The organism is Gottfriedia endophytica (assembly GCF_017814275.1).
GTDB classification, from domain to species: domain Bacteria; phylum Bacillota; class Bacilli; order Bacillales; family Bacillaceae_G; genus Gottfriedia; species Gottfriedia endophytica.
In genome coordinates this window covers 280,895-293,673 of sequence record NZ_JAGIYQ010000005.1, presented here as the reverse complement: position 1 = coordinate 293,673, position 12,779 = coordinate 280,895, and the positions used below count along the sequence as shown (strand labels likewise).

The 12,779-nt window shown below is 33.0% G+C and carries 11 protein-coding genes; all 11 read left to right on the top strand.

Features of this window, described 5'->3' with window-relative positions; all coding sequences use genetic code 11:
- The first annotated feature begins 87 nt into the window (after positions 1–87).
- The 11 genes from J5Y03_RS09870 (at position 88) to J5Y03_RS09820 (ending at position 12,698) form a co-directional block, all read left to right on the top strand.
- Positions 88–2,058 (top strand): methyl-accepting chemotaxis protein, encoded by a 1,971-nt coding sequence (locus tag J5Y03_RS09870; protein ID WP_245208853.1) that lies wholly within the window; start codon positions 88–90, stop codon positions 2,056–2,058.
- A gap of 248 nt (positions 2,059–2,306) precedes the next feature.
- Positions 2,307–3,008 carry an MgtC/SapB family protein gene (locus tag J5Y03_RS09865; protein ID WP_209405099.1) on the top strand — a complete coding sequence of 234 codons (702 nt, stop codon included), beginning with the start codon at positions 2,307–2,309 and terminating at the stop codon, positions 3,006–3,008.
- Positions 3,009–3,398: 390 nt separating this feature from the next.
- Entirely contained in the window at positions 3,399–3,809 is a 411-nt protein-coding gene (locus J5Y03_RS09860; protein WP_209405097.1) for a hypothetical protein, read from the top strand.
- A gap of 301 nt (positions 3,810–4,110) precedes the next feature.
- Positions 4,111–4,671, top strand: a complete 561-nt coding sequence (locus J5Y03_RS09855) for an AAA family ATPase (protein ID WP_209405095.1) — start codon at positions 4,111–4,113, stop codon at positions 4,669–4,671.
- A 45-nt stretch (positions 4,672–4,716) separates the two neighbouring features.
- Entirely contained in the window at positions 4,717–5,262 is a 546-nt protein-coding gene (locus J5Y03_RS09850; RefSeq protein ID WP_322099569.1) for a DUF1003 domain-containing protein, read from the top strand.
- 144 nt (positions 5,263–5,406) lie between these two features.
- Positions 5,407–7,044, top strand: a complete 1,638-nt coding sequence (locus J5Y03_RS09845) for an AMP-binding protein (RefSeq protein WP_209405094.1) — start codon at positions 5,407–5,409, stop codon at positions 7,042–7,044.
- A gap of 237 nt (positions 7,045–7,281) precedes the next feature.
- Complete coding sequence (locus tag J5Y03_RS09840; RefSeq protein ID WP_209405092.1) at positions 7,282–8,127, top strand: class I SAM-dependent methyltransferase; 846 nt, start codon at positions 7,282–7,284, stop codon at positions 8,125–8,127.
- 311 nt (positions 8,128–8,438) lie between these two features.
- Positions 8,439–8,759, top strand: a complete 321-nt coding sequence (locus tag J5Y03_RS09835) for a MazG nucleotide pyrophosphohydrolase domain-containing protein (protein WP_209405090.1) — start codon at positions 8,439–8,441, stop codon at positions 8,757–8,759.
- Between the two features lie 434 nt (positions 8,760–9,193).
- On the top strand, positions 9,194–10,159 hold the full coding sequence (locus tag J5Y03_RS09830) for an FTR1 family iron permease (protein WP_209405088.1): 966 nt from the start codon (positions 9,194–9,196) through the stop codon (positions 10,157–10,159).
- Between the two features lie 485 nt (positions 10,160–10,644).
- The gene (locus tag J5Y03_RS09825; protein ID WP_209405086.1) at positions 10,645–11,322 is read left to right on the top strand and encodes a response regulator transcription factor; all 678 of its coding nucleotides are present in this window, start codon (positions 10,645–10,647) and stop codon (positions 11,320–11,322) included.
- Positions 11,319–12,698, top strand: a complete 1,380-nt coding sequence (locus tag J5Y03_RS09820) for a sensor histidine kinase (RefSeq protein ID WP_209405084.1) — start codon at positions 11,319–11,321, stop codon at positions 12,696–12,698. The genes J5Y03_RS09825 and J5Y03_RS09820 overlap by 4 nt, the downstream gene beginning before the upstream one ends.
- The last annotated feature ends 81 nt before the right edge of the window (positions 12,699–12,779 follow it).

Here is a 12,779-nt window from a genome sequence, read left to right as displayed (position 1 = left end):
ATTAAAATTCATTAATTTCATTCATCTATTTACCGAAATAAAAATGAAAACCATGCTATTTCAAAGCAAAAAGGAAGGCAAAGTGTGATGAAGAACATAAAAATTAAAACAAAATTATTAGTATTTTTAGCTATTCTAATCGTATTACCGAGTGCGGTAATTGGCATTTCTTCTTTTATTAGTGCAAAAAACAAGCTCCAACAAACTATGATTGAAAGTGCTTCTGGAAACGTAACGCTGATTAATAATAATGTTACTGAAACCATTTCAAATCATTTTAAGATGATTGATTTACTTTCTAGAACAATTAATAAAACTAGTTATAATGGGGCAAATTTACCTACATTACTAGATAATTTCAAAAATATTGTGGATATTAATAATGAAGTTGGACTAGCCTACGTCGGTACAGAAGATGGGAAGATTTTTACTTACCCTCATGCAGATTTTCCAGCAGATTATGATCCGAGAGCTAGAGGTTGGTACAAAAAAGCTGAAGCCCATAGAGGAGAAATAATTATTACTAGCCCTTATGAGGATAAGGCATCAAAATCAATTATTGTAACAATTGCAAAGGTATTACCAGATAACAGTGGAGTTGTTGCGATAGATATTACATTAGATAATTTAAAGAAAATGGTACTAAATGTAAAAATTGGAAAAACAGGCTACCCAGCATTAATAGATGAAAATTACAAAAGTGTCATTCATCCAACAATTAAACCAGGTGATTCTCTTCCGAAAGAAATTACGTCTAATTTGAAAGATGACAAAGGTTTATTTTCTTATACATTTAATAATTCTGCAAAAGAATTGGTGTATGTAACGAATAAATTAACAGGTTGGAAAGTTGTTGGTACGATTCAGCAACAAGAATTTACGGACGAGTCTATGCCAATTTTAATGACGACTGGAATCATAGTTGCTGTGTTCTTAGTACTTGGGGCACTGATTAGTTACTATATTATTCGAATGATTATGAAGCCAATTAATTCATTAATCGATGTGACTGAAGAAGTAAGTAAAGGTAATTTAAGCGTAAAAGTTCCTATCAAATCTAATGATGAATTAGGTATATTAGGAAAAGCATTTAATGAAATGATCGAATCATTAATTCAACTTATTTCAAAATTGAATTTGACTTCGAATAAACTAGCACAATCATCAGAGAACCTTGCTATTAATATTACTCAAGTAAGTGACATTACAAACAATGTTAATAAATCAATGGAAGAGATGGCTGCAGGTGCTGAAATACAAATGACCAGTATTAATGAGTCGTCTATTGCAACTGATGAAATAGCATCTGGCATTCAATATGTAGCTGAAAAATTATCTGAGGCAAGTGAATCTTCAACTGAAGCAACAAATAATGCTGAAGAAGGAAATATCTATTTACAACAAGGTATTTCAGAAATGGAAAACATCAGTAAAACAGTGGAAGAGAATTCAATTTTAGTTCAACAATTAGGTCAAAAATCATCCGAGATTAATGTGATTATAGATGTGATTAAAGGTATTTCAGAACAAACAAACTTACTTGCTTTAAATGCTTCAATTGAAGCTGCTAGAGCTGGTGAATACGGTAAAGGTTTCTCAGTTGTTGCTCAAGAAATACGTAAGCTGGCAGAGGCATCTAAAACATCAACAAGCAAAATTTCGGAGATTCTATCTTCTATTCAAGAAGAAACGACTAAATTAATTAATGCAATGAAACTTGAAGAAAAACAAACAGCCAAAGGCTTAGATGCAATTGCTCAAACTGGTGAGAAATTCAATAAAATATTGCATTCAATTACTGAAGTAAATAAACAAATTCAAGAAGTATCGGCTACATCTGAAGAGATTTCCGCATCAACGGAAGAGATTTCCGCGTCATTCAATGAAGTAAGCAATATTGCTACTAGCTCATTTACTGCAACAAAGGCTACAAGCGAAGGTACAAAAGATCAAATAAAAATGACAGACCAAATTAGTATGAATATTGGAGAACTAGCAATATTAGCGACGGAGTTGAAAGAAGAGATTTCTGCATTTCAGATTAACGAGGAAGAATAATAAGTTTGTGACAAAGAGAAAAGATGATTATTAGTAAGTGAATATTCTTAACGTTAGTAGAAAGAGGAGAACATGATGTTCTCCTCTTTACTATTTGTTAGGAATAAAGTATTTGTTAAAGTCAAAAGATAAATAATGGACATTATAATAATATTCTATTTTTAATAAAAATCATTAGGAATAAATGTAGGAGATTTACTTCTGTAATCCTCCTTTCTCTATGTATGAAATAAATAGAGGTGAAAAATATGGCATGGCAAGATATTGTAATACGCCTAATTGTTGCTACCCTTGGAGGAGCCTGTATTGGAGCAGAACGTCAATGGCGTCACCGAATGGCAGGATTACGGACTAACGCACTAGTTTCACTAGGAGCTTGTTTGTTTGTATTATTATCTGTTTTGACTCCTGGAGAAGGAAGTCCGACTCGTATAGCTGCTCAGGTTGTAAGCGGAATTGGTTTCCTGGGTGGTGGAGTTATTATAAGAGAAGGATTTAGTATTCGTGGATTAAATACAGCTGCAACATTATGGTGCGCTGCTGCTGTTGGTACTCTTGTTGGGGCAGGGTTTTTAAAAGCAGGCATTATTGGTTCTGTTGGGGTTGTTTTAGTAAACATTTTACTTCGTCCAATGGCAGTGTTTATGAGTAAAAAAGCAAGAGAACAGACATCGGAAAATTTACTCTATATGATATCTGCAACTTGCTTAGATAAAGATGAATCACATATTAGGGTCTTGCTTATGCATATGGTCCATACAGAAGGAATTGGGATAAAAGAACTGTTTAGTGAAGACATTGAAGAAGGAAGAAAAGTTATTGTACGAGCATTTTTAAATTGTGATACAAAAAAAGTTGCACTTATTGAAAAAATTGTTAGCCGGTTAAGTTTAGAAGCTGGTATCACAGCTGTAGGTTGGAAAACGATTGTCGAGCAAGATGCTGATTAATGTAACAAGCATTCCGCAACTAATAAAAAGATTGCATCAATATAAAAAATGAAATGGGTCATGTAATGGATATAAAATCACGATATTGCTCATTTGCATTTATTTTCGCTAATTAAATTAGCGAAAAAATAGATTCTTTATTAATTGAATATTGATAAATTTTGTGAAAATCTATATAATCATTCATTGGACAGGATGAAATTTGGCAATATTTAGTAATTATTATTTCATCATAGAAGTGCACATACATGGAAAATGAAAAAGTTATGTATTAAATCTTTTAAAAGTTATTCGATCATCAATCTTTTTCTCAGAAGGATGAGATGCATTCAAATGCGTTTTTTAGAAATACATAACATTTAAAATCTTTATGGGGATGAAAAAATACGTATGGATAATGTCATTAATTGTGCTAGATGTTATAGCCTTACTGTACAAAACGGTAAATCAAAGCTTTGTCAAAAGTGTACAAAAATCGATAATGCATGGTTAGAAGTCGTACTAAATTATCTACGAAAAAGAGAAAATCGTATGGCTACAATCGTTCAAGTTTTAAATGCAACTGCAGTAAATGAAGATTGGATTTATGAGTGGGTAAGACAAGGGAAAATTTTACAAAGGCATTTCCCGAACATGGGTATACCTTGTCCTAAATGTGGAGAGAATTTAACAGATGGTGTCTCATTGTGTATTTCATGTAAGGGGATTATGGTAAGGGACTTAAATGAAGTTAAAATTGGAGAAGACAAATCGGTTAATCATGCTTCAGCTTTTTTAGTGAAAAACCACAATAACGAATAAACTTTAAACAATCTACTAAACTGAATTTATGAAAAGAGTAGCAAAAAAAGAAAGAAGATAAGACGAGTAATTAGTGGTTGATATTAGAATAGTACTTTATGTATGACTAATTAATAAGTGTGAATAGATTGGAAGCTAAAAAACAGGAAAGCCAAAAAAGATGGTTTTCCTGTTTTTTATTTTTGCCATAATATTTTTGATATAGGAGTAAAAAGAAGAGATTTTTTCTTAATATGGTTTGTAAAATAAAACTTATGATATAATATTCGGAATATTTATTGATTAAGTGAGGCGAAATAAAATGAAATTTGTATTAGTGTTTGGACCACAGGCAGTTGGAAAAATGACAGTAGGGCAAGAACTTGAAAAAATAACAGACTTAAAACTTTTTCACAATCATATGACGATTGAATTGGTCAGTCCTTTTTTCGATTACGGTACAAAAGAAGGAAAAAGATTAGTAAATTTATTTCGCCAAGAAATATTTGAGGAAGTATCAAAAAGTGATTTAAATGGATTAATTTTCACATATGTTTGGGCATTTGATTATCAAGCAGATTGGGATTATATAAATAATGTTTGTAATCTTTTTGAATCAAAAGGTGGAACAGTTTATTTTGTTGAGCTAGAGGCTGATTTAGAAGAGAGATTGGATCGGAACAAAAGTCCCCATAGACTAGAACACAAGCCTACTAAGCGAAACGTTGAATGGTCTGAACAAAATTTATTAAAGACTATGGAAGAATTTAGATTAAATTCAATTGAGGGTGAAATTACAAGAGATAACTATATAAGAATAAACAATACAAATTTGAGTGCAATAGAAGTTGCTACTATTATTAAAGAAAAGTTTAATTTATAGTAAGTACAACTAGGGTAAATGTGCTAAACATAGGAGGATTGTTGAGTGGATCAAAATAATGGTAACCAACAGGAAATCGTAGAAAAAGAAGAATTAACGGAAGTTGAAAATGATGATAATAAACTACATCCAGAAAGATTAAAGCGGATAGACCAGTTAGTAGGTCATTATCAAGCTGAAATCATTCGCCAATTGGATAACGATTATTCACACCATACTAAATGGTCAGATCGGTTAGCAGATAAAATTGCTCAATTTGGAGGTAGCTGGAGGTTCATCATTTGTTTTGGATTATTTTTAAGTGCATGGACGATTTGGAACAGTCTGTTGATCACAAAAAGCATGCATTTTGATTCACCACCATTTATTTTACTAAATTTAGTCCTTTCTTTTATAGCAGCGTTTCAAGCACCAATTATTATGATGAGCCAAAACCGACAAGCTGCACGTGATAAACATGAATCCATTATCGATTTTGCGATTAATTATCAAGCAGAGGAAGAAATAAATGAGACACAAGTTCGTCTTCAAAATATTGAAAACCAATTATCAGAGATTAAAGAATTGCTAAAACAACAAAAAGCAGAATAAATATATTCATCTAAAAAAGTTCTTCAATTTAGAAGAGCTTTTTTTATAGAGAAAAAAGGTTATAATTTGAAAATATAGAATATTCATAAATAAACAATTTTAAATGAAAGTCTTTGTTGCTTTCATTTAAGGGAGGCTAAGATAATGAAGCTATTAGATGTAACGATTGGGAAACTGTTAGAAGAAAAAGCGAAATTACATCCAGAGCATGAAGCTGTTGTTTATGCCGATCGAGGCTTAAGGATGACCTATGAGCAATTTGATAACCAGTGCCGAACAATCGCTAGGGGATTAATGAGTCTTAAAATTCAAAAAGGCGAGCATATATCAATATGGTCGAGTAATACCCCTGAGTGGTTAACGACACAATTTGCTACTGGAAAAATGGGAGCTGTCCTCGTGACAGTTAATACCAATTATCGTACTTCTGAACTTGAATATCTTCTAAAGCAATCCGACTCTACAACCATTATTTTAATGGATCAATTTAAAGATTCCTCTTATATCGAAATGCTATATGATATTGTTCCCGAGCTTAAAGATTCCACACCTGGAGAACTGAATAGTAGCCGTCTTCCAAAACTTAAAAATGTTATCGTTTTAGGAGATAAAAAGTATCCAGGTACTTTTTTATGGAGTGACCTTATCGAAAAAGCTGAGGATGTGTCAGATGATGAATTAGACGCACGGATTCAATCAACTAATCCTCACGATGTAATAAACATGCAATATACATCAGGAACTACTGGATTTCCGAAAGGGGTCATGCTAACCCATTCGAATATTGTTAACAACGGGTTCAATATTGCTAATTGTATGGAGTTAACAAAGGATGATCGACTTTGCATTCCAGTTCCGTTCTTCCATTGTTTTGGTTGTGTGCTTGGAACGATGGCTTGTGTAACGGTTGGAGCAACTATGATACCAGTACAAGAATTTAGTCCAAAAAGAGTTTTGCAAACTGTTCAAGATGAAAAATGTACGGGGCTTCATGGTGTTCCTACGATGTTTATTGCGGAGTTAAATGATCCCGAATTTGAGAATTATGACTTATCTAGTTTAAGGACAGGCATTATGGCAGGATCAAATTGCCCTATTGAGGTAATGAAAGCAGTTATAGAAAAAATGGGTGCAAGAGAAATTACAATTGCTTATGGACAAACGGAATCTTCTCCAGTTATCACTCAAACTCGGACGGACGATCCAATCGAGTTAAAGGTAGAATCTGTAGGAAAAGCACTACCTAATGTAGAGGTGAAAATCGTCGAACCTGGAACATCAATTGAAGTAGCAAGGGGAGTTCAAGGAGAGCTATGTACAAGAGGATATCATGTTATGAAGGGCTATTATAAAAATGAAGAGGCAACCCGAGAGGCCATTGATGAAGAAAGGTGGCTACATACTGGAGACCTTGCAATTATGGATGATAATGGCTATGTAAAAATTACAGGTCGACTTAAGGATATGATTATCCGTGGTGGCGAAAATATTTATCCTCGAGAAATTGAAGAATTCTTATACACTCATCCTAAAATTTTGGATGTTCAAGTTGTCGGGGTGCCAGATCATGTGTATGGAGAAGAAGTTATGGCCTGGGTCATTTTGAAAGAAGGAGCGACAGCAAGCACAGATGAAATTCGAGCGTTCTGTAACGGGAAAATTTCCAAACATAAAATACCGCGTTATATCGAGTTTATTGATGCTTATCCAATGACTGCTTCAGGGAAAATTCAGAAATTCCGCTTAAGAGAACAGGCAGTGGATAAAAGCATAACACACTAAAAGGAAATAAAAATTGGAATAAGTAGAACCGAGAAACAGAGAAACTGAGGATTTGGTTTTTCTGTTTTTTTATCCCGCATTAACGGATAGTAAGAGCCCCACCTATAGATTGAGAGAGGGAGAAGATAAGTGGGGGATAACTGCCTATAAAAGCCAGATTGAGCGGGCTGCATCATAGGGGAATGAAAAAAAACTCCACTGATGGAAGTTTCACTTTATTATTTTTGGAGGGATTTAATGAATAACGAAACAATAGATTTTATTATAGAATGCATGGCTTCAAATATAGAAATGTCCGATATTCAAAGAGTACAAACAGAACACCGTTTTAAACTAGCTGAATTCTGGAATATAAAAGAAGGAAAAAGGGTGCTTGAAATAGGCTGTGGACAAGGAGATACAACAGCCGTTTTGGCATATTTTGTAGGTGAAAAAGGATTAGTTCATGGGATAGATATAGGTTCTCCAGATTATGGAAGTCCAATATCATTAGGTGATTCTGCTAAGTTTTTGAAGAAATCAAAGGTAGGAAAGCAAATAAAAATAGAATTTGAAATGAATTTATTATCTCCAAATGTAGAATTTCCTGAGAATTTCTTTGACTATATCATATTATCTCATTGTTCCTGGTACTTAAAATCTATTGAAGAATTTAATGAAGTATTGAAGAAGGTTAGAAAATGGGGAAAAAAATTATGCTTTGCTGAATGGGATACGAGATTGAATTCGATTGAGCAGTACCCTCATTTATTATCTATCTTAATACAGGCTCAATATGAATCATTTAAGCAAAAGAGTGATTCAAATGTACGAACGCTATTTACTCCAAGTGATATAAAATTAATAGCTGAAAGTGCGGGTTGGAACATTATGAGTGAAAAGACAATTTTTTCTCCAGACCTACAAGATGGTAAATGGGAAGTTAATAAAGTATTAACTGATTTAGATGTTGAGCTTAGCGAAATTAGTAATATGCCCCAAAAATTAAAAAGACTGATTCAATCTGAAGTTACAATGTTAGAAGATTTTATAAATAATAGTGAAATTAAGCCTTTGTCCGTATTTGCCTTTGTAGCGGAGTGAATTTTTAGTATGAAACGTTACTTCTGGATAAGTTCATTTTCTAAAGAAATCATTGTAAAAGATGATTTAGACCTCTTTTTATTTGGCTCTTTTCTAAAAGATTGTTATTTTGAGTTTTGTAACTGCAAAGACAAAAGTTGATTCGGGCGGAAGGTGCGAGACTCCTGTGGGAATAGCGAGGAGGCTCAGCTCGCGCCCCACGGAAAGGGAGCATCCTGGAGTTGTAATCAACTAACGCATTCTAAAATAGCAAAAATGTATACGAAAACAGCCTTTTATTTTGATAAACTATTAACGTGGAGGGGAAATAAATGAACGTAACAGAATTTCAACAATTTGTAAAAGACTATTATGATAGTAGAGGCTGGTCTGATCTAGACATTTTTATTCGTATAGGGTTTTTAGCAGAAGAAACAGGTGAAGTTGCACGTGCTATAAGAGCTCTAGAAATTGGCAGGGATAGACCAGATGAAATAAGTACTACATACGAAGAAAACAAACAAGAGTTAACAGAAGAATTAGGCGATGTTTTAGGGAATTTAATTGTGATTGCCAATAAGTATGATATTCCTTTAGAAGAAGTGTTTAATTCTCATAAGAAGAAACTATCTGAACGTTATGCTAAGGCTTAAGCTAATTGTTTCGTGAATATTAATGCCTTTCTTTTGACGTGAAAACTTTAAAATTACAATTATTAAATGAATAAGTATTTTGAAAGGTCTTCATATTGGAGATCTTTTTTTGTTGCATTTGAGATTTTTTATTTTAAAACAGAAGTTGATTCGGGCGGAAGGTGCGAGACTCCTGTGGGAATAGCGGGAAGACTGAGACCCCGCAGGAGCGATAGCGACGAGGAGGCTCAGCTCACGCCCCACGGAAAGGGAGCATCCTGGAGTTGTAATCAACTAACACATTCTAAAATAGCAACAATGTATACGAAAACAGTTTTTTTATTAATATTAAAACGCATCTTGACACTTAAGAAATATTAAATTAAACTTGGTTAAGTTAATAATTGATAAAGATTATCATTATCATAAAATCGTTTGTTTTAGGGGGAAGTACATTGTTAAAGAAATTCTTTAATCTCAAAACAATTCTTATATCAATCTCATTGCTTTTATTAATAGGTGTTATAGTTTGGCAAGGAGTTAATTTTCAAGGAAATCCTGATCCTACTGCTAAAGATTTAACTCCAGGTGCTGCTGTGTTAAATACAGCTATCCTAGTTTTTCGTGAAGGGTTAGAGGCAGTTTTAGTTTTATCTGCAATTATTTCTGGTTTAGTAAAAAAGAAACAAGATAACTTTTGGAAACCAATCACTGCTGGAGCGGGAGTATCTTTCTTAGCAACTATTGCGACATGGTTTATTGTAGTAGCGATTATTTCTTCGGTTAATGCATCAGAGCTACATATTCAAGCTGCAACTGGTATTCTTGCTGTCATTGTTTTATGTATTATTATGAACTGGTTCTTCCATAAATTATATTGGACAGGCTGGATTAACCTTCATAATCGAAAAAAACAAAAAATAACTACCAATTCAAGTGAGAGTGTAGCAAAAAGCACGTTTTGGTCTCTATTTTTACTTGGTCTTACATCAGTTTATCGCGAAGGATTTGAAGTAGTTCTATTTCTTCAAAATTTACGTTTGAAATTAGGATCTGATGTGATTTTACAAGGAGCAATCATTGGAGTAGCATTGACGATGATAGTTGGAGTTCTTACATTTATTGCTCATAAACGTCTTCCTTTTAAAAAGATGTTAGTATTTACAGGTGCACTTTTAGTAGTAGTATTAGCAGTTATGGTCGGAGAGACAGTACAAGAGATGCAATTAGCTGGATGGATCGGAACAACGACAATTAATGTACATATTCCTGATTGGATGGGTGTCTGGTTCTGTATATTCCCAACAGTACAAACATTATCGGCTCAAGTCATTGCTGTCGTTTACGTAGTAGGCTCATATTACGGTGCTCGCTATCTAACAAATAAAAAAGCAAACAAGCAACAGGATCAATCGGCTTAAATGATTAGATAGTATATGATTTTATATAAAGAATCTTTTTTTAGATTGTTGAGAAACTGCTAAAAATGAGGTTAGTTTGAGCGGAAGGTGCGAGACTCCTGTGGGAACAGCGGGACAGGTGAGACCCCGCAGGAGCGATAGCGACGAGGAGGCTCACCGCACGCCCCACGGAAAGCGAGCATCCTGGAGTTGTATCAACTAACGCATTCTAAAATAGCAACAATGTTTACGTTTATATAAAATAAACTTTTGACTTCAGGAAAATCCTGAAGTCTTTTTTCTTGTTAAGAAAATCAGTCGATGGCCAGGCAATTATTATGAAAATGAGTATATTATTTCGAAAGCAATAGTATGACTATTTTCTTATTCTAAACAATATCAGTATTTACTGAATTAAGTTTTAGCTAAATGAGCAGTATTCAAATATAAAATATGATATATTTTTTGAAAACAAGTATTTATTTTCAAGGAGTTGAAAGTTTAATATGATCAATATTTTAATTGTAGATGATGATGCTCACATCCGTGAATTATTAAAACACTATCTTCAATCAGAAGGATTCGCAACATTTGAAGCATCTGATGGAGAAGAAGCTTCTGACCTTCTTACAGAACAACAAATCCAATTAGCAATTGTTGATGTCATGATGCCTAATAAAGATGGCTATCAGCTTTGTGAAGAAATCAGAAGCTATTATGATTTCCCAGTAATATTATTAACTGCGAAAGATCAACTGATCGATAAAGAAAAAGGATATTCTGTTGGAACGGATGATTATATAACGAAGCCATTTGAGCCAAAAGAAGTGCTGTTCCGTATTCAAGCATTACTTCGTCGTTATCAAATGGTAAGTGCGAAGAAAATTCATCTAAACGATACGGTAATTGACCGTAAAAGCTATGAGGTGTACTGCAACGGAAAGTTACTTATGTTACCTATGAAAGAATTTGAGTTACTTTCTCAATTAGCTAGTTACCCTGATAGAATTTTCACACGTGAAGAACTAATTAACCTTATTTGGGGAGCAGACTTCGATGGTGATGATCGTACAGTCAACGTTCATATTAAACGATTACGTGAACGTTTCACTAGTTTAACAGATGATTTTAGTATTAAAACTGTACGTGGTGTTGGATATAAGTTGGAGGTCACTAAGAAGTGAAGACATTATATTTACGAATCGTATTAACTACTATCTTTGTAATGACTTTAAGTAGCTTTCTTGCTTTTATTGGATCGAATATATTTTATCATTACAAACTCAAATCTTATAATGATCAAAAATTGACGAAAATGGCGACAAATATTAAGTCTTTTTATGAAGAAAATCCAGAGGTTAATTTAAATAACTATTTAAAGGATGTAGGGGACTTAGGTTATCAGATTTTTTTAGTTGATAAAAATGGAAATCAATCATTTTACGGAGGAAAGTTTAGAGAACGTAAACTGTCTAATAACGTTATTCAATCTGTACTAGATGGAAAAGTTTATCATGGTGTTTCTAAATTCAAAACATCAATATTTGTAACAGGTTTTTTTGATAATGTTCTAATTAATACAATCGGTGTTCCAATTAACGTTGGTGATAATCATTATGCACTTTTTTTCCGTCCAAATATTGAGCTTCAATTTGGTGAATTTCATATATTCCTTTCGATATTGATTGTTTTAATCATTATACTAAGTATACTGTTTGTTTTAGTTAGTACAAGGTATATTGTAAATCCTGTCGTTAAGTTAACTGATGCCACAAAAGTAATTGCTGAAGGGAAATATAATGTTCAATTAAATATAAACAGACAAGATGAAATTGGAAAACTTGCAAATCATTTTTCTGAAATGGCAAAGAAATTAGAACAAATTGAACAGATGCGACAAGAGTTTGTCTCAAACGTTTCACACGAAATTCAATCGCCAATTGCATCTATTCAAGGTTTTTCCCAAACGCTTAAATCCAAAAATTTAACAGAGGATCAAAGGCAACATTATCTTTCAATTATTGAAGATGAGAGTCGCCGGATGTCATTGCTAAGTAAACAATTATTAACACTTGCATCTTTAGATAAGGAAGAAGATATTTTACATAAAACTAAATTTGATGTTGCAGATCAATTAAAACAAGTATTTTTATCAACTGAATTTAGTTGGCGAGAAAAAAACCTTGCCATTGATTTAGAATTACCTTCAACCTTTATATATGGTGACAAACATTTACTTCATCAAGTGTGGACGAACCTTATCACAAATAGTATTAAGTTTAATCATGATGGAGGTTCAATCTCTATTAATGTTTCTTCAAGTGAAAACATGTGTCATATTACAATCAAAGACACAGGAATAGGAATATCAGAAGAGGATCTTCCACAAATATTTAATCGTTTTTATATTGCAGATAAAGCAAGAATTCGTAAAGAATCAAGTACTGGATTAGGTTTATCCATTACAAAGCAAATTGTTGAACTCCATAATGGAAAAATTCGTGTAGAAAGCAAATTTGGAGAAGGAACAGAATTTATTATTGATCTTCCTCAAATGTAATTAGTTGTTCATCTTCCGTTCACTTTTCAATTTTATACTGTGTTTAGAAAGTAAGAGAATGATTTAATTTAGATCATTCTT

Excerpts from the sequence above, each read along its gene's own strand:
- J5Y03_RS09840 (WP_209405092.1), top strand. The coding sequence starts at position 7,282 with ATGAATAACGAAACAATAGATTTTATTATAGAATGCATGGCTTCAAAT.
- J5Y03_RS09835 (WP_209405090.1), top strand. The coding sequence starts at position 8,439 with ATGAACGTAACAGAATTTCAACAATTTGTAAAAGACTATTATGATAGT.
- J5Y03_RS09855 (WP_209405095.1), top strand. The coding sequence starts at position 4,111 with ATGAAATTTGTATTAGTGTTTGGACCACAGGCAGTTGGAAAAATGACA.
- J5Y03_RS09845 (WP_209405094.1), top strand. The coding sequence starts at position 5,407 with ATGAAGCTATTAGATGTAACGATTGGGAAACTGTTAGAAGAAAAAGCG.
- J5Y03_RS09825 (WP_209405086.1), top strand. The coding sequence starts at position 10,645 with ATGATCAATATTTTAATTGTAGATGATGATGCTCACATCCGTGAATTA.
- J5Y03_RS09860 (WP_209405097.1), top strand. The coding sequence starts at position 3,399 with ATGGATAATGTCATTAATTGTGCTAGATGTTATAGCCTTACTGTACAA.
- J5Y03_RS09865 (WP_209405099.1), top strand. The coding sequence starts at position 2,307 with ATGGCATGGCAAGATATTGTAATACGCCTAATTGTTGCTACCCTTGGA.
- J5Y03_RS09870 (WP_245208853.1), top strand. The coding sequence starts at position 88 with ATGAAGAACATAAAAATTAAAACAAAATTATTAGTATTTTTAGCTATT.